18 protein-coding genes are annotated in these 17,632 nt (G+C 64.0%); 2 read left to right on the top strand and 16 right to left on the bottom strand.

The window, feature by feature from the left end:
- Positions 1-55: 55 nt before the first annotated feature.
- From U0034_RS26470 to U0034_RS26460, 3 genes are all read right to left on the bottom strand, one after another.
- Complete coding sequence (locus U0034_RS26470; RefSeq protein WP_085228907.1) at positions 56-478, bottom strand: rubrerythrin family protein; 423 nt, start codon at positions 476-478, stop codon at positions 56-58.
- A gap of 247 nt (positions 479-725) precedes the next feature.
- Entirely contained in the window at positions 726-2,120 is a 1,395-nt protein-coding gene (otsA, locus tag U0034_RS26465) for an alpha,alpha-trehalose-phosphate synthase (UDP-forming) (RefSeq protein ID WP_085228824.1), read from the bottom strand.
- Between the two features lie 290 nt (positions 2,121-2,410).
- Positions 2,411-3,226, bottom strand: a complete 816-nt coding sequence (locus U0034_RS26460) for an alpha/beta fold hydrolase (protein ID WP_085228823.1) — start codon at positions 3,224-3,226, stop codon at positions 2,411-2,413.
- A 229-nt stretch (positions 3,227-3,455) separates the two neighbouring features.
- On the opposite strand from U0034_RS26460, the gene U0034_RS26455 reads away from it, so the two are divergent.
- On the top strand, positions 3,456-4,325 hold the full coding sequence (locus tag U0034_RS26455) for a class I SAM-dependent methyltransferase (protein WP_085228822.1): 870 nt from the start codon (positions 3,456-3,458) through the stop codon (positions 4,323-4,325).
- 69 nt (positions 4,326-4,394) lie between these two features.
- On the opposite strand, the gene U0034_RS26450 is transcribed toward U0034_RS26455, so the two are convergent.
- From U0034_RS26450 to U0034_RS26420, 7 genes are all read right to left on the bottom strand, one after another.
- Positions 4,395-4,967 carry a carboxymuconolactone decarboxylase family protein gene (locus U0034_RS26450; RefSeq protein WP_085228821.1) on the bottom strand — a complete coding sequence of 191 codons (573 nt, stop codon included), beginning with the start codon at positions 4,965-4,967 and terminating at the stop codon, positions 4,395-4,397.
- A gap of 36 nt (positions 4,968-5,003) precedes the next feature.
- Positions 5,004-6,365, bottom strand: coding sequence for an aspartate aminotransferase family protein (locus U0034_RS26445; RefSeq protein ID WP_085228820.1), 1,362 nt, complete (start codon positions 6,363-6,365; stop codon positions 5,004-5,006).
- Between the two features lie 158 nt (positions 6,366-6,523).
- Complete coding sequence (glnQ, locus tag U0034_RS26440) at positions 6,524-7,252, bottom strand: glutamine ABC transporter ATP-binding protein GlnQ (RefSeq protein ID WP_085228819.1); 729 nt, start codon at positions 7,250-7,252, stop codon at positions 6,524-6,526.
- On the bottom strand, positions 7,249-7,905 hold the full coding sequence (gene glnP, locus U0034_RS26435) for a glutamine ABC transporter permease GlnP (RefSeq protein ID WP_085228906.1): 657 nt from the start codon (positions 7,903-7,905) through the stop codon (positions 7,249-7,251). The genes glnQ and glnP overlap by 4 nt, the downstream gene beginning before the upstream one ends.
- Before the next feature lie 91 nt (positions 7,906-7,996).
- Positions 7,997-8,755, bottom strand: coding sequence for a glutamine ABC transporter substrate-binding protein GlnH (gene glnH, locus U0034_RS26430; RefSeq protein WP_085228818.1), 759 nt, complete (start codon positions 8,753-8,755; stop codon positions 7,997-7,999).
- Between the two features lie 229 nt (positions 8,756-8,984).
- Entirely contained in the window at positions 8,985-9,683 is a 699-nt protein-coding gene (locus U0034_RS26425) for an MgtC/SapB family protein (RefSeq protein WP_085228817.1), read from the bottom strand.
- Positions 9,684-10,256: 573 nt separating this feature from the next.
- Positions 10,257-11,117: a MurR/RpiR family transcriptional regulator gene (locus U0034_RS26420; protein WP_085228816.1), complete on the bottom strand. Its 861-nt coding sequence runs from the start codon at positions 11,115-11,117 to the stop codon at positions 10,257-10,259.
- Positions 11,118-12,338: 1,221 nt separating this feature from the next.
- Between U0034_RS26420 and U0034_RS26415 the strand changes: the two genes are divergently transcribed.
- The gene (locus tag U0034_RS26415) at positions 12,339-12,950 is read left to right on the top strand and encodes a recombinase family protein (protein ID WP_085228814.1); all 612 of its coding nucleotides are present in this window, start codon (positions 12,339-12,341) and stop codon (positions 12,948-12,950) included.
- A gap of 95 nt (positions 12,951-13,045) precedes the next feature.
- On the opposite strand, the gene U0034_RS26410 is transcribed toward U0034_RS26415, so the two are convergent.
- From U0034_RS26410 to U0034_RS26385, 6 genes are all read right to left on the bottom strand, one after another.
- Positions 13,046-13,519 carry a hypothetical protein gene (locus U0034_RS26410; protein WP_085228813.1) on the bottom strand — a complete coding sequence of 158 codons (474 nt, stop codon included), beginning with the start codon at positions 13,517-13,519 and terminating at the stop codon, positions 13,046-13,048.
- Positions 13,520-13,616: 97 nt separating this feature from the next.
- Positions 13,617-14,303, bottom strand: a complete 687-nt coding sequence (locus U0034_RS26405) for a DUF2968 domain-containing protein (protein ID WP_085228812.1) — start codon at positions 14,301-14,303, stop codon at positions 13,617-13,619.
- 63 nt (positions 14,304-14,366) lie between these two features.
- Positions 14,367-15,122, bottom strand: a complete 756-nt coding sequence (locus U0034_RS26400) for a glycosyltransferase family 25 protein (RefSeq protein ID WP_085228811.1) — start codon at positions 15,120-15,122, stop codon at positions 14,367-14,369.
- 10 nt (positions 15,123-15,132) lie between these two features.
- Entirely contained in the window at positions 15,133-15,450 is a 318-nt protein-coding gene (locus U0034_RS26395) for a hypothetical protein (protein WP_085228810.1), read from the bottom strand.
- Position 15,451: 1 nt separating this feature from the next.
- Positions 15,452-17,281, bottom strand: coding sequence for a tetratricopeptide repeat protein (locus U0034_RS26390; RefSeq protein ID WP_085228809.1), 1,830 nt, complete (start codon positions 17,279-17,281; stop codon positions 15,452-15,454).
- Positions 17,262-17,594 carry a hypothetical protein gene (locus U0034_RS26385; RefSeq protein ID WP_233211826.1) on the bottom strand — a complete coding sequence of 111 codons (333 nt, stop codon included), beginning with the start codon at positions 17,592-17,594 and terminating at the stop codon, positions 17,262-17,264. The genes U0034_RS26390 and U0034_RS26385 overlap by 20 nt, the downstream gene beginning before the upstream one ends.
- Between the last annotated feature and the right edge of the window lie 38 nt (positions 17,595-17,632).

Here is a 17,632-nt window from a genome sequence, read left to right as displayed (position 1 = left end):
AGGCCGCAAGAACGGGGCAAGCGCCGAGGTACCGGCGCTCCCTACGGCGCCGACGTCAGTCGGTCAGCGCTTCGAGCGCTCTCGTATAGCGATTCGCGTGGCTACGTTCGGCCTTGGCCAAGGTTTCGAACCAGTTGGCGATTTCGTCGAAGCCCTCCTCCCGTGCCGTTTTCGCCATGCCGGGGTACATGTCGGTGTATTCATGCGTCTCGCCGGCAATGGCCGCTTGCAGGTTCAGGCGCGACGTACCGAACGGCAAGCCGGTGGCCGGGTCGCCCACGGCTTCGAGGTATTCGAGGTGTCCGTGCGCGTGCCCCGTTTCGCCTTCGGCGGTGGAGCGGAACAGGGCTGCGACGTCGTTCTGCCCTTCGACGTCGGCCTTGGCGGCGAAATACAGGTAACGCCGGTTGGCTTGCGATTCGCCGGCGAACGCGGCCTTCAGGTTGTCTTCCGTCTTGGAGCCTTTCAACTGTGCCATCTGAGCCTCCTTCATGGACCGGCACACGCGGCTGCGATCCGGCGCGGGCGCCGACATCTGTAATGTGGGAACGAAACGACGCGCAATACGGCGCCCGCGGCGGGCGTCGCACTGTTTCAATCTAGGAGGTCGGCAGACGCTTCCCCAATTGGCATTTTCTATGCTGGCGATAGGGATTTACCGTCGCGCCGCGCTTGTCGAGGGCTTCGTCGGAAGATTGAACGATGCGCCGCGCGGGCGCAGGCCGTCACGAAGTGCGGTTGACCGCTTCCTTGAGTGCCTCGAGGAAGGCTTTGCGCCACCAGTGCACGTCGTACTTGCGGATCGTCTCCATCAGCGCCGAATGCCTTTCGATACGCTCGCCGAGCGGCATCGTCAACGCGCGCTGAATCGCCTGCGCCGTGCCGTGCGAATCGTAGGGATTGACAAGCAGTGCCTGCCTCAATTGCTCGGCGGCGCCCGCAAAACGCGAGAGCACGAGCACGCCGGGATCTTCTGGATCCTGGGCCGCGAGAAACTCCTTGGCGACGAGATTCATGCCGTCACGCAGCGGCGTGACGAGCGCGACGCGGCTCGCGCGATAAAGCCCCGGCAAGCGCTTGCGCGCAACGTTGCGGTGAATGTAGCGCACGGGCATCCAATCGAGTTCGCCGTAGTCGCCATTGATCGCGCCGCACATGCTGTCCATCTGGCGACGCAGTTGATCGTAGGCGCCCACGTCCTCGCGGCTCGGCGCGGCGATCTGGATCAGCGTGGCGCGCTTGCGATTCTCGGGATAGTGCTCGAGCAGGTAACGGAACGCTTCGATGCGCTGCGGCAGCCCCTTCGAGTAATCGAGGCGGTCCACGCCCACGAGCAACTGCCTGCGCGAGTACTCCGCGCGCATGCGCGAGAACATGTCCGCGCCCTCGCGCGCCTGCGCGAGCGAAGAGAATTCATCGACATCCATCCCGATCGGATAGGCGCCCACGCGCAACGTGCGATTGAATGCGCGCAGATAACCGCCCGGCAGCCACTGCGCGTTCGCTTCCGATTCCGCGTAGCGCACGAGATGCATCATGTCGGCCTCGGCCTGCACCCCCACGAGGTCATAGGCGAAAAGCGAGCGCATGAGCCATTCGTGCTCGGGGATCGCCGCCATGATGAGCGGCGGCGGCACAGGTATGTGCAGGAAAAAGCCGATCGGGTTGCCGCATCCCATCGCGCGCAACTCGGCCGCGAGCGGAATGAGATGGTAGTCGTGCACCCAGATGATGTCGTCGGGCTTGAGCAGCGGAAACAGACGCTGCGCGAAGAGCTGATTCACGCGGCGATAGCCGCTCGCGAATCGCACGTCGAACTGCGCGAGATCGAGCCGGTAATGGAACACCGGCCACAGAACGTTATTGGCGTAGCCGAGATAGTAGCTTTCGTAATCCTGCTGGCTGAGATCTACGGTGGCGAGCTGGACCTTGCCGGTCGTTTGCAGATGCACGCCACCGGGACCGCTTGCGCCCGAGGCATCGTCGATGGTCTTGCCGCTCCATCCGAACCACATGCCGCCGGTTTGCTGCAAGCCGTCCTTGATCGCCACGGCCAGCCCACCGGCTGCGGCTTTGCGCGGGTCTGCCACGCGATTCGACACTACAACGAGACGGCTCACTAGGGCTCCTTATAAAAAGCACGGAGTGCGTACGGTGAGCGGCTTTGTGATTGGTGTATTGCCGCGAGAAAGTCCCCGGCGCCCCGTGTTGTCGTTCTTATCGGGCCATACGTGTGGCGTCGCTGCATTCGGCGAGAGCGACGCCGATACGAGCTGCTTCAGCAGTCTGCATCAGTCCTGCTTTCGCAGTCAAAACGCTGCTTTATCTCGTAATTGAGCATGCGATGCTAGCACAGATGATCGCTCGCGGCTATCGTTGCGCCGGATGTGAAGTCCGGCGCATGTGTGCTCTATGCCACGTGCCGAGCGAGCCAGGCAAGCAACGCCTCGTTGACGAACGAGGGGTTTTCGAGGTTCGAGATATGGCCCGCGCCGGGCACGACCCGTTGGCTGCAGCCTATCGCCTCGGCCATGCGCGCCATTTCGGCGGGCGGCCTCGGAATGTCGAGTTCGCCGCACATCAGCAGCGTAGTGGCCGCGTCGAGGCCGCCAAGGCGGGCAAGCTCGTCGGGCCGGCCAAAAATGAGCCTGCCCAGCGGCACGACGGATTGCCGCAACTGCTCCGCCGAGAAAGCCGCCAGTGCTTTTCTGAAGTTGACGTGCACGTCGTCGGTGAGCGTTGCGCCCTGACGGAAAAAGAGCGGCACGATCGCCTCGATCATCGGGGCGGGAATACTGCCCGTCGATTCGATCGTGTCGAGCATCTGGAAGTAGCGCGTGCGCGTGACTTCGGGCTCGGCACCGCGGTCCGCATCCATCATCACGAGGCACCTGACCCGACCCGGTTCGCGCAAGGCCAGCTCCGAGCCCCACATTCCGCCGACCGAAAGGCCGACGATCGCGCACTGCCCGATATCGAGGGCATCGAGCAGGCGGCTTGTCTGCGCAGCCAGATCGCCCAACGTGCGGGTATTGCCGGGGAGACACCCCGACTGCCCATGGCCCCAGAGATCGGGCACGATGACCTTGTAGTGGCGCGACAGGGCCTCGATCTGCGGCGCCCACATCGAAGCGTCCCACAGGTAGCTGTGTCCAAGCAGCACGGGGAACCCCGCGCCTTCAATCCGATAGTGCAACTGCTGTCCGTCGATTTCGATGAATGGCATGTTCGCTCGAGTAGATCAGGTAGCTCAAATGGCGCCGGTACGCCCGGTGGCGCCCACGCGAGCGCAAGATGCTAGCAAAGATGACCGCGGGCAGCCAGCGTGGCCGCCCGCCGTATCGACCGGCGCGGCGCAGGCAAGCCGGTCCGTCCACGGCAGCGGTCGCAAGCGCCCGCTACACTCTCGTCGATGCGCGTTGCGCGCTCGTGAACATCGCGAACAGGAGAATGCAATGCACGAAAAACAAACGGCTTCAGCTTCGGCGTCGCCGGACAGCACGGCGGTGCGCGTTGCGCTTTGGCGCGCGCTGCATCTTCTCGTCGACGCCCCGCCTTTCGTGTTCGAGGACAATGTGGGCCTGCAGCTGGTCGCACCCGACGGCGGCTGGCGCGATCGCCCCGACATGCACCCCGAGGGCACGCGCGGTTATCGCGCATCCATCGTCGGACGTGCGCGCTTCGTCGAAGATCTCGTCGCGGCGGCTGCCGATGCCGGCATCGGCCAATACGTGGTGCTTGGGGCGGGCCTTGACACCTTCGCGCAGCGCAAGCCGTCGCTCGCGGCTCGGCTGCGCATCTACGAGGTCGACCAACCCGCCACGCAGGCATGGAAGCGGCGGCGGCTCGCCGAGCTTGGCCTGAGCGTACCCCAGGCGTTGCGGTTCGTGCCTGTCGACTTCGAGGCGGGGCAATCGTGGCTCGCCGAGCTGGCGGCTGCCGGCTTCGATGCGAGCCAGCCCGCTGTCGTAGCGTCCACCGGCGTATCGATGTATTTGACGAAGGAAGCGATCGCGGACATGCTGCGCCACGCCGCCACGCTTGCACCGGGCTCGACGTTCGCGATGACGTTCCTGCTGCCGCTCGAATTGATTCCCGACGACGAGCGAGCGGGGCATGCGGCTGTCTACGAGCGCGCACGCTCGGCGGGCACGCCGTTCGTCAGCTTCTTCAGCCCGGAGGAGATGCTCGCGCTTTCGCGCGAAGCGGGTTTCGCCAAGGCCGAGCATGTGTCGACAGCCGATCTGACGCACCGCTATTTCGCCGGGCGTGCGGACGGGCTGCGCCCCTCGAGCGGCGAGGCGTTCCTCGTCGCGACCACCTAGGTCTTTTCATGCTTATTGCAGGCTTGCGCGGGCCGTCGCGCGGCGTGGCACGCACAGCGGATCGGCGCATCACTCCTGGAACGGCAACGTCGGCTCGCTCCCGCCTCGCACCTGGAAGACGTTCAACGTCATTGCGACGAGCGCGTAATAGCCAAGAAGGCCGACCAGATTGACCGTCGTTTCGCGGCCGAAGCGCTGCATCGCTTTCTCGAACGTCGCGTCGCTCACGCGCTTTGTTTCGTAAAGCTCGTTGGCGAAATCGAAGATCAATTCGTCGTCGCGCTCGGCGAACACCGGGCGCTCGCCGCGCCGTATCGAATCGGCAACGGCGGCGGGCACGCCCGCGTCGATCGCGATCGGATGGTGGATCTGCCATTCCGCCTGCGCGCGCCAGCGCGCCGCCGTCACGAGAATAGCCAGTTCGGAAAGGCGCAACGGCAAGCCTGTGCGGTAGCGGCAGAACGCGCCGAGACGTTGCGCGTGCTGCGCGAACTCCGGGCTTGCGATCCATGCCAGAAAAGGCCCGGCGAGATTGCCGCGCGGCCCGCGCAGGATCTCGTCGAGCACGGCTTGCTGCGCCGGACTCGCGCTCGACGGATCGAACTCGGGTAGCCGGGGAGCGGGGGTACGGTCATCGGTCATCAACGCCTCGACGATAGCTGGAAGTCGAACGACGGGTCACCTGCTCGAAGGGTCTCCGCCGATTGCAGTCACGGCTGCCACGGCTGCATCGACCGCGTCGCCCAACCGCTCGACGATATGCCCGATGTCCTCCTGCGTGCAGACGAAGGGTGGCGCAAGCAGCACATGATCGCCGCGAGTGCCGTCGATCGTACCGCCCATCGGGTAGACCATCAGCCCGCGCGCCATCGCTTCCCGTTTGATCGCCGCATGCAGGCGGTGTGCCGGATCGAACGGAGCTTTCGTTTCGCGGTCTCGTACGAATTCGACGCCGACGAAAAGCCCGCGTCCGCGAATATCGCCGAGATACGGCTTCGCCGCAAATCGATCGTTCAGGCACGCGCGCAGTTGTTCGCCGCGCGCCGCCACATTTCCGAGCAGGGCATCCTCCGCGATCACGCGCTGCACCTCCAATGCGGCCGCGCACGCGGTCGCGTGCCCCATGTATGTGTGCCCGTGCTGGAAGAACCCAGAGCCACGCTCGACGATCGCATCGTAAATCCGATCGGCCACGAGCGTCGCGCCGATGGGCTGATAGCCGGCGCCGAGGCCCTTCGCAAGCGTCAGCAGATCGGGCACGATGCCCTCTTCCTCGCATGCGTGGAGGCGCCCGGTCCGCCCCATGCCGCACATGACCTCGTCGAGAATCAACAGCACGCCATACCTGTCGCAGACGGCCCTGATCTTGCGGAAGTACTCGCGCACCGGCGGCACCGCGCCCGCCGTCGCCCCGACCACTGTTTCGGCGACGAACGCCGCCACGCTGCCCGCGCCGAGTTCGACGATCTTGCACTCCAGTTCATCGGCTAGACGCTGCGCATAGGCTTCGTCCGACTCGCCGGCTGCCCGGTCGCGATAGGCATAGCACGGGCTCACGTGGTGTGCGTCGATCAGCAGCGGCAGGAACGGCTCGCGCCGCCACGCATTGCCGCCGATGGCGAGCGCGCCGAGCGTATTGCCGTGATAGCTCTGCCGGCGCGCGATGAAATGCCGCCGCTGCGGCTCGCCGATCTCGACGAAATACTGCCGCGCAAGCTTCAGTGCGGCCTCGATCGCCTCGGAGCCGCCCGAGACGAAATAGGCATGGCCCAGCCCGGCGGGCGCCGCTTCAACGAGGCGCTGCGCAAGTTCCTCCGCCACGGCGGTCGTAAAGAAGGACGTGTGCGCATACGCGAGTTGCCGGGCCTGACGTTCGATGGCGTCGATCACACGACGGTGGCTGTGCCCCAGGCACGAAACGGCCGCGCCCCCGCTCGCATCGATATAGCGCTTGCCCACGGAGTCCACGATCTCGATACCGTCCCCGGCCACCGCCATAGGGAGGGTTTGCCTCGGACTCCGATGAAATACGTACGACATGCAATGGCCTCGAATCAGGAAAAGGAATGGCCGCGTACCGAGCAACGTTCAGCGTATCCGGTCTGCAATTCTTTCGAATACCAGGGCGCCGGCCTCGTGTACGCGCATCGCGACGCGCCCACGTCGGATCCCGAGGGACTATAGGCATCGGACGCCGGCTACGCCACGTGCTTGAGGAAGCTTTGCAGGCGCGGCGTGGGCGGCGCGTCGATCAGCGCGGCCGGTGCGCCGTCTTCGGCGATCCGGCCGTGCTCCATGAAGAGCAAACGCGTGCCCACCCGTCGGGCAAAACCCACCTCGTGCGTCACCACGATCATCGTCATGCCTTCGCCAGCGAGGTCCTGCATCACTTTCAGCACCTCGTGGCGCAGTTCCGGATCGAGCGCGGACGTGGGCTCGTCGAACAGCATGAGCTTCGGCCGCACGGCGAGCGCGCGGGCGATCGCGACGCGCTGCTGCTGGCCGCCCGACAGCTCCGACGGGTAATGCCCCGCGCGCTCCGCGAGCCCGACCTTGCGCAACAGCGCCAGCGCCTGCTCGCGCGCGTCCGAGCGCGCCGCGCCGCGCACCTGGAGCGGCCCGAACATAACGTTCTCCAGAGCCGTCATCTGCGGAAACAGATTGAACTGCTGGAAAACCATACCGGCCTCGAGCCGGATCCGATGGATATCGGCTGCGCGTCCATTGACGCTGAGGCCATCCACGAGCAACTCGCCGCTCGAAATCTTTTCGAGCGCGTTGATACAGCGAAGCATCGTGGACTTGCCGGAGCCCGACGGGCCGAGCACCACCACCACCTCGCCGGCGTCGATCCGCAGATCGATGCCATCGAGCACCTGCAACGACCCGAAATGCTTCGTCACCGATTTGAATTCGACCATGCTCATAGCATCCTCATCCGTTTTTCGACGAGTCGGAGCACCGCCGTCATCACGCCCGTCAAGACCAGATAGATACAGGCCACCGCAGTCCAAATCTCGACGGCCCGGAAATTGCCGGCGATGATTTCCTGCCCCTTGCGCGTGAGTTCGCCCACGCCGATCACGATGAAGAGCGACGTGTCCTTCAAGCTGACGATGCACTGGTTGCCGAGCGGCGGGATCAGGCGGCGGAATGCGAGCGGCCCGATGATCTTCAGCAGCACGCGCGGCATCGAAAGGCCCATAGCGAGGCCGGCTTCGGCAAGCCCCCTCGGAATCGAAAGCAGTGCGCCGCGCACGACTTCGCCGAGGTAGGCACCCGAGTTCACGGCAATGGCAACGACCGCCGCCGTCATCCCGTCGATCCGCACGTGCACGAGCACCGGCAGCGCGAAGTACAGAAACATGACTTGCACGACAATGGGCGTACCGCGAATCAGCTCGATATAGCTCTGCGCGGCTACGTTGGCGACGATCAGCCCGTAGGCTCGCGCGAGCCCGGCGAGCATGCCGATGGCGAAGCCGCCGGCGAGGCCGAGCGCCGCGATCCCTATCGTCAGCTTCACGCCTTCCAGCAGATCCGGCAGGGCGCTCCAGATCACCGACCAATCGAAATCCACGGTCATGCTCCTTGTTCGAGGCAATCGGCTCGGTACGCGCACGGGGTGCCGCGCGCGTCGGCCGCTGCGTTGAGAATCGAGCGCACGCCGCTCATGACTTCGGCGGCTCGAAGCCGAACCACTTCCGGTAGAGCGCCGCGTAACGGCCATCCGCCTTGAGCCGCTTCAGTTCCGCGTTGACCTGCGCGACGAGCGGGCTGCCTTTCGGGAAACCGATGCCGTACTTGTCGCCGCTCACGGGCGTACCCGCCACCTTCACCCGCCCCTTGCCGGCGGTGTTCACGAAGTACTGGACATTCGGCGTGTCGTGCATCGCGGCATCGACGCGCCCGGCCTCGAGCGCCATATAGGCCTCGTCGCTGTTCGGAAAGAGACGGATCTCCTTGGGCTTCAGATGCGCCTTGATCCAGTCGACGGTGGCAGTACCCGTCTTCGCGGCAACGATCTTGCCGTTCAGGTCATCGATCGAATGGACCGTCGCGTCGTGGATGCCGACCATCGCGGCCAGACCGCTGTCGTAGTACGGATCCGAAAAATCGATGACCTTCCTGCGCTCCTCCTTGATCGTCATCCCCGATAGCGCAACGTCGATGTTGTGCGTCTGCAAGGCCGGAATGAGGCCGGCGAAATCCATCGGCTGCAGCTTGTAGCCGAGCTTGAGGTCCTTCGCGATTTCGGCCCACAGGTCGATGTCGAAACCCACATATTTGTCGCCCTGCTTGAACTCGAACGGCATGAACGACGTATCCGTGCCGACGATCAGCGTCGTATCCGCACGCGCCCACGGCGCAGCCGAGCCGAAGGCGGCTGCGCCAATCACTAACGAAATCAGAAACGAACGACGACCCATCTTGGCCTCCGCGTCAGGTTGAGCGATTTCTCGGCAGGCCGCACGGCTCCCCGCCAGCCCGGCGAGAACGCATCGGCCACCCTTTCTTACACCAAGTGGTGTAACAACCGCACGAACATACAACATATGTTGTCAGCGCGCATGCTCTCGCAACAGAAACCGGGCGTCAATAGGGAAATTGGGAGGGGTGACAGGCCCTGCAACGCCGGCGGCGGGCAGGCGATTCACTTCATTCCGGCGACGGCTCTGCTTCGTTTGCAGCCCAGCTGACGCGGGATACCCCCTTCTCCATGCTGATCCGGCTGGCGATCTGTTCGAGCCGCGCCTGGTGACTCGGATGCGCGCGGCAAGTCGCGGTCACCTCGACACGAGGCGGCCGCTCCTCGCAGTCCCGGCTCGTAAGACTTTGGAACGACAGCGGCTCCGCATGCATGGCGTTCGACAACACCGCGCGGATATGAATTTCGTCTTCTTCCCGGCACACAACCGTGAGCTGGTACACGCGCACCAGATCCGCGGTGGATACCGATGTGGCGTTGATCACGCGGCCGATCTCGCGCAGGACCGTGTTCGTCACCAGCACCACGGCGGTCCCCGCGGCTGCGGGCGCGTAATAGCCGGCGCCCGAAAGCACGCCGACAGCTGCCGCGCACCACAACGTGGCCGCCGTGTTGATGCCCTGTATCGAGCCTTTGTCGCGCATGATCACGCCGCCCCCCAGAAAGCCGACCCCGGAGACGACGTAGGCCGCAACCTGTGTGACGCCCGTGCCCATCAGCACCCCGAGAGAGACGAACAGGCACGCGCCGCTCGTCACCAGTGTGATCGTGCGCAGACCCGCCGTACGCTGGCGCATCTGCCGTTCAAGTCCAATCGCAACGCCGCAGGCAAACGCCGCGAAAAGTCGCCAGATGAATTCAATCGTCATTTCGGTTGCAGGTATTCGGTTAATCGGTTGTGGGCAGTACGCGAGCGCATCCGCGTGCCCTGCCTGATGTCCGCGCCAGGGCCGGGTCATTGTGCCGCGCGCGTATGACGGCAATCCCGCGGCGCGGCGGCAAGCCCGCATCCCGCGGTCGCGCCCGAATGTGCTCGAGCATCGGCTTGGCGGCGAGGCTTGTGCCCATTCGCACGGATGCACACGCCGCTCTGCCCGCGCATGCGCTACGTGTCAGCGCAGCGCGTATAGACGAAGCGGCGAACGCAGGTTCGCGGCGCCGGCCGTCCGGGCGAACGAAAGCCTCGCCGGATGACGCAAATCGGGGTGCACGGGATTGATGAAGGCGCGCACCGTCTGCCTGATGGCAGGACGGCGGCTGGTGATGAAAAGAGGAGCGCGGACGTCCTGTCGTTCAGACAGCGAACAAGTTCGTAGGTCGACTACTGCTGGAGTCCATGATTGGCCCCTTTTGTAAAGACCTGCCGATTCTAATCAGCGCCGCGATGCCGGGTCAACCCGATTTCAAGTGGTCGAGGGGCAGGTGGGCAACGGGTGGCCGCGTCAGGGCACGTACGCGCCTTTCTCGTGCAGCGAGCGCTCCGCTTCTTCCAGTTGCTCGACAGCCTGGCTGCCTTCGAGCGCGAGCAGGTGCGCGACGAGCGCTTCCGCAACGGCCGCTGCCGCAACGAGCGAGGGGAAAAACGATGGACTTTCGTGCGAGAAGATCAGCGCATGGTCAGCGTTCAATGCGATCGGCGAGACCGCGCTATCGGTGATCGCGATCAGGCGGCTGCCTTTTTCGAGCGCGGCCTCGGCCACGCGCGCGGCCTCGATCGAGTAGGGCGCGAAGCTGATGACGACGGTCGCGCCACCGCGCTCGATGCCGCGCAACTGCATTTCGAGCGTACCCGCTTCGCCCGTGAGCAGCGTAATCGTCGAGCGGAACAGCCCATAACCGTAGACCAGCCCGAAAGCGACTGGGTAGCACGAGCGGAAGCCGGCCACATAAATATGTCTTGCGCGCCGCAAGGTGCGCGCGGCGTCGACGATCGCCCGTTCGTTTTGTGCCGCCGTAACTTCGAGGTTGTGCCGATGCGCGGCCAGGAGGTCGTGTGCGAGCGTGTCTTTCCTGGCGCCCGAGACGAGCGAGCGCGCCCGGCTGGTCAACGGCTCGGGCCGCGTGCGCAGGCGCGCGACGAACAGATCGCGCAGTTCGTTCCAGCCCGGGAAACCGAGTTGCTGGGCAAGCCGCACGAGCGAAGCCGGTTGGACTTGCGCGTGATCCGCCACCTTGCGCATCGACAGCACGGCGACTTCGTCGGGGCGATCGAGAAGAAACGCGGCACCGGCCTGAAACTGCGGGCTCAGTTCGGCAAAGCGTGTGCGGATCAGGGCGGCGAGTTCTTCGAAGCTTTCGGGCATGGGGGCAACGGGGGCGCGGCGACACCAAAATGGTATCACCGCCGGTTCCAGCACCTCAGCCGACCGCCCCCGTCCGCCGCGGGCAAAATACTTTGGACGACGGCTTTGCGTGCACTATCGCTGTGCGGAGCGGCACTTCTACTACTGACGGTATGGCTACCTCCGCTGACTATCACGCGGAAGATCGAACCGTCATTTCGACGCGGCGTCCTTTCCCTCGGCCCTTCCCTCTATGTCCGGCACCGGAATCTGCTACTGATCGCGTTCTGCTCAGCGCTCGCATTGCCGCATTTGTTCGCTATCCACTTCGCTCTTGGCGGTGGCTTTTCCTTCGTTCGCATACGCAACGAATTCCGCTTCATTTCCGAATGCCCCCCGCATCTTCTCGGCTGGTTTCGTGCCAACAGCGCATTTCTGATAAGCATGAGGAATCGCTGGTTTCGCGACCTCGAGCCGGTTCGACGCCGTCGCTTCGTCGAAGCGGAAGAGCGCGTGCGGGCCAGTGCAGCAAGTTCGCCCAACGTTTCTGGCATTTGACGAGCGGCAAATGGATCGACAACAAACGTATCACGATCCTGCCATTAAACAACGGTCACTACAGCTGGCGTTGCCCCCACCCTGTGCTTTAGCGCTCCCCTTTCAAGCGCGGTTCCCCTTTGGCAAAGGCGCTATCTTTATTCCGGTCTTCAATCCGGGCTCACGGAAGTAACGCTTAGTCGGAAAGCATCGCGCGGCCTAATTACAGCAACATATCGCAGTGAAGCTCACCATTCATTTCAGCCGCTTTGCTCCATGTCGCCGCCGCTTTACAAAGTCGAAAGTCTCGTCACTTGACTTTGTCGCAGCACAATTCCTCAATAAAGGTCAACGACCTGTCCGTGACATTTGTTGCATTTCAAGCTACATGCGATGTGTCAGTATGACATCTCCTATCCGACTCATACCGAAATTCCTAAAAAGTGTTACAACCACCTGCCACTATTAATGCATCAATCGACATGAATAACCGATACTCCGTTGCTTACATACCGGCAGTGAACCGGTCCGGGGTTCCTTGACCATTTCCTCTGATGAATATGGGTACCGCGCGTCGGTGCGCTTCGCCTTTCGATCAATCGATCGGCTATGCAGGATCGAAAGCACCAGGATCGTATCGAAATCCTGTAAAGCAAAGATGCAGGCGACGCGGACGCATTTATCGCTGCCGAGGTGGAGAGGGGAATGTCTGTAATCGAAAAAATAGGATATGCGCGGGTATCGACAGACGAGCAACATCTGAGTCTGCAGTTGGATGCATTGGCCTCGTACGGGTGTGACGTGACCTATTCGGATCAGGGTGTTTCAGGCGCCCGGTTCGATCGCGCCGGACTACGGGACGCGCTGCTGGCGGCCCAGCCCGGGACCACGCTTGTCGTATGGCGCCTGGACCGCCTCGGACGTTCCCTTCGCCATTTAGCTGCCATCATGGGCGATCTGGAGGAACGCAAAGTCAGGGTCGTGTCTTTGACAGAGTATATCGACACGCGCTCAACCGCCGGTCGGTTCACCTTCCACATGCTGGCGGCCCTCGCCGAATTCGAGCGAGGGTTGATCAGCGAACGGACCCGGGCGGGGGTCGCCGCCGCACGCGCTCGCGGCAAGCGGATCGGTCGGCCGTTAGCGCTCGACGAGGAACAATGCGAACACGCCACCGCCCTGCTGGATCGGCATTCGGCGCAATTCGTGGCGCAGCAGTTGAACGTCGATCGCAGAACCCTGATGCGCAACCTCCGGCGGTGGCAATCCCAACAAGCGGGAGGAACCGGTTCCATCAGTGTGTCCTCTCATGACTGAGAGGTCTCGCTCGCCACGCCGACGGCCTATGGGGCGACACTGCGCCGGAGCTTTGCCGGACAGATTCGGCTCTTGCTCGAATCGAGGCGCCAAGCTCATCGCCCCGGGATCGGCGAGCCGTGATTGCCCGCCACCACGCGGGCGAAACGTTCCCAGGCTTCCGCATAAACAGGGGGCGGCACGCGGGCGAGCTGCGCGTCGTGCACAGCCAGAATTTGGGCGACCGGTGGCACGTACTCCTCCGGTAAGCACCACTTGCCGCTATGTTCCGCCTCCACGACGCATCGCTCCAACAGGATCTCCGCCTTTCGATACGGCCTCGGTCTGGCCCGTGCACGTTCCAGCTTCTCGATGAGGTAAGCCAGGGAAACCGTACGCAGCAGGCAGGCGGCTGCGTCCGCGCTTCCCCGTCCCGCGCGCAGAATAGCCAGTGCCGTGTGATGCTCGATCGATAGTGCGCGTACTTTGCCGATCGGCAGCGTGAGCGCCGGTGCCGGTACTTGCGCGGGCAACGCGCAACTTGCAACATCCCCGCGTTCGCCACGGCGCGTAGCTGGATTCATGGTCATGCTCGCCTCTCATCGAGTCTGCTGTTTTCCGATCGTTACGCGCCGGAGCCAACGCTCCCGACTTCATATGCCGTGGACCGGACCGTAGCCGCACCCATTACCGCAGGTTGCGCGGTATTCCTCCGGCCGCGCACAGACGTAGCTGGGCGAGTTGCCGGAGCTGACGGTCCAACTGCGCCTGGGTGGAGATACGCTGCGCCTGCAACTGTGCCACCTCGCGACGCAGTACCTGCTGCCGGCTATTGACGAGGTGAACCAGCGCGCCACTGCGCTCGATATCCGCGCGCAGCCGCTCAGCCTCGGCAACCGCATCGTTGAACAAGGCAGCGAGCTGTGCGTTGCGGGCATCGATCTGTACGCGCCGCAGCTCCAGTTCGCACCACACGAGGATTTGCTCCTGGAAGTGGCGGAACGCCTGACACGCGCCCTCGAGCGCCGCGCACTGCAGTGCGCGGCGGATCGTGCCGGCATGACTCAGCACCACGTAGAACCCGAGCGATGCCGGTTCGAAAAGCAGGTTGATCTCGTACTCGAAGCTGCTGAAGACCTGCACGGGTGTCAGTGCGTTCGCCAGGATCCGGTCGGCGACTTCCTCTATGTCCGCGGGTTTGGACGCGCGCTGGCTGCCGTGATGCGACGTGGCCGGAACGTCGTGCAAGGCCACGACTGTCGCGGGCGGCAGTTCGCCGCCCGCGGCCGAACCCTCCGTGCGATGACGCGTCGCATCGATGTCGGATGTCGCCTTGCCGGTAAATTCGGTGACGGTTTCGCTAGGAATGCTCATATCGTTCTCCGGTGAGAGGACATCAAATTGACGGCGAGCGGACGCCGCATTGCCGAATGGTCGTCACGTTCGGTTCTGATTCTGGTTCTGTATGGAAGACGTATCGAAGAAATTCGGCGTCACGGCCATCGGCGGAAACGCGGCGAAGCAACGAAGGTCCGCATAGTGGCTGTTCATGGCGACGTCGATGCCGACATTGGGAACGCCCCGCTGTAAGGAAGCAGACGGGTAGGTGGTGGGCCCGAGGGGAAAGCAACGTTCGAGCAGCCGCCGCGCGCCTTGGGGGCTGATGGAATAGGCGCAGATGCCGTAGAACTCCAGAAGGCGCATCAGTACGACCGGGCACCGGTCCATCCGGAAGGCATCGATCGAACCGTGCAGCAGGTTCTGGTCGAAAGCGGTAACGCAAGGCACACGACCATCGAACATTGCCAGCCGAAGTACCGAATCGAAGTTGTAGCCCCACGTCACCAGATCGAATGGCTCGCATTGCCGCATCAGGCCCGCCATGGTGTCCTGAAAGTCTGACCGGAAGATGGCGTCGTCCTCCGCGATCGTGACGGTCTGCCCGTCCTCGGCAACCGCTTTCCACAACTGCCAGGTGGTCATGGCAATGCCGTACGCACCCGGGCTGTAGTCGAGCCCATCCGCGAAGAGGTCGCGATGTTCCGGCGGTACGAGCGCACGGCCGTCGATCGCGTCATGGAAGACGTAGTCGAGCGCGGTATTTTGCCGGGCAAACGCCTCACGTCTAGCCTGAGCCGTGGGCAGCGAGATCACGCGAACGCGGCTGGCCGAGGATGGCGAATCGGGTGTCATGCCGCCTGCCTCATCTCGTCAGAATTGCGATGCCGAAAAGCGCCCCCACGGCGACGCCCACCAGCCTCCCATGGAGACTCGCCACCACCCGGCCCGAGTCGACGGGCAGATCCACCGCGCGCTTCGCCTTTTTCAACTTGACCAGAAGCGGCACGATGATGATCGCGGCCACGACGAGCACAGATCCCACCGCACTCTTCCAATCATCGGCCGGGAACCCTGAGAGCTCCTCGAACGCATAACTCAGCGCCGGAACGCCAATACCGCCGCATAGCAGTCCGAGCAGCGCGCCATGGCAAAGCGCATCGGTTTCGTAAGAGATGTCCATGTCATATCGATCGAGATAGTCCGGGATTCGCGCTGCCAACGTCTCTACCATTTGGCAGCGCGACTTCAGCGAACCGCGTGGAGGAAATGCTTCGTGCGCACACCTGCCGCTCGAGTGCGGCGCGCACCTCGGCGATGACGCCGGCCCAATCTCCCGGCGTCTTCTGCCGGAAAAGCGTTGCCGACGGGTACCACGGTGAATCGTCACGCCCCGAAAGCCACCGCCAGCAACCGTCGAAGCGGCACAGGATCCAGACGGGCTTACCGAGCGCGCCAGCCACATGCGCGACCGACGTGTCAGCGGTGATGACGAGATCGAGCGTTGAAATGATCGCCGCCGTGTCGGCGAAGTCCTCCACCTCCGCCATTGGGTCGCATGGGTGCAGGGCAGCGCGTATGTCGGCGATCTGGCTGCGTGCCGCCTCCCCTTTCTGCAGGCTGACGAACGCGACGCCCGGCACGTCCAGCAACGGCGCGAACGCCGCGGCGTTCAAAGAGCGCCGACGATCGACCGCATTAGCGCTTGGCATGTCCGGACGCGGATTCCCCGCCCAGACCAGGCCGACACTCAAACGCCCCGGGCCGACGAGTCGCTTCCATCGCTTTGCCTCGGCCTTCGGGACGTGGAGGTACGGCACTTCGGCCGGCACTGTCGCGAGCGTCGTGCCGATGCGCAGCGGCAGGCTCATCACGAGGCAGGCATAATCGTGCTCCGCCAGTTGCGATACGTCATCGTCAGGCAGGCAAGCGTCGACGCCCTCGATCGTTTGCAATAGACGGCACAACGTCCGTGGGCAAACGAGCGTCAGCTTCGACACGCCCTTGGCCTTCAACATCGGCATGTATCGGGCGAACTGCACACAATCGCCCAAACCCTGCTCGCCGAACACCACGAGCGACTTGCCCTCCAGCGGTTCGCCGCCCCACTGTGGAAACGGCAAAACCGGCGGCGCATGGCAATGCGATTCATCGCCCCAGTATGGCGACTCGCCGTACCGCATCTCGTAGAGCGGCCAGCCTTCTTCATAGCGCCCCATCGCGAGCAGAACGAGTCCCAGATTGAAAGCCGTGGGTGTGCGCCCGGGTGCGGCTTCGAGTGCTTGCCGCAGATAGCGCTCGGCTTCCGACAAACGCCCTGCGTCGTGGAGCAGCCGGCCGAGATTGTTCAGCGCCTCGACCGAACCTGGATCGAGCGACAGCACCCGGCGGTAGAGGGCTTCAGCCTGCGCATAGCGTTGTCGGCGGTGCAACAGCGCAGCAAGCGCGGCATTAGCGTCTTTGAAATCGGGAGCAAGACGCAATGCCTCGTGAAGACAGACCTCGGCCTCCTCTTCCCGCCCGCTCGCCACGAAGAAAAGCCCCAGTCCGTGCTGCGCGAGCGCGTCGTTCGGGCTCAGCGACACCGCGCGCCGGTAAAGCGGCTCCGCGTCGGCCAACCGATCGGTTTCCTGCAATAGCCCGGCAAGATAGACATGCGCCGCCACATGCGTGGGCGCGAGGGCGATGACGTTTCGGTAGCACGCTTGCGCCTCCTCGAATCGACCTTGCTCATGGAGCAGCAGGCCCAGGTTGTAGTGCGCGTCGAGGTAGTCCGGATCGAGGCGCAGCGCCGTGCGATAGCAACGCTGCGCCTCGATCGCGTCACCGGTGCGCTCGAGCAGCGCGCCGAGATTATTGAGTGCCGCCGCGTGGTCCGGTACAAGTTCGAGCAGCGCGCGATAATGCCGAGCCGCATCGGAGAGCGCGCTGCGACGGTGGGCGTCCAACGCAGCTTCGAAGAGCCGGCTCTCGGCGCCTGCCGATGCGAACGCGTCAGACGAGCGCATCGTCATGCCGTCCCTCGCGGGCCTCGTGAACAAAACGCGGCCGAAACTGGCTGCCGAGCCGGAAAGCGGAAACGCGCCTGGCCGGCAGACGCGCCCGCGACCGCTGAAGCGCACCCAGGCGCACAAGTTCGTTGACGGCGTCCGTCCAACGTCTGGCATCGAACCCGCAGACGGCACGCAGGTCGACATCGGGAATAGGACGCTGTTGTCCGAAATCGAGCAGCGGCACGATCAGCAGGGCGACGAGAAACGCATCGTCGCTCACCGCGTATTCGACAAGCCGGACAAGAAAGCGCCGCTGCGCGTTCGAGAGCCACATGCGCTCGCACCGGGACAGTCCGTCCTCGTATGGGGCGC

This window comes from Trinickia caryophylli, from assembly GCF_034424545.1.
GTDB classification, from domain to species: Bacteria; Pseudomonadota; Gammaproteobacteria; order Burkholderiales; family Burkholderiaceae; genus Trinickia; species Trinickia caryophylli.
Note: the sequence above shows the minus strand (reverse complement) of the source record. Positions and strands in the feature narration are given on the sequence as shown.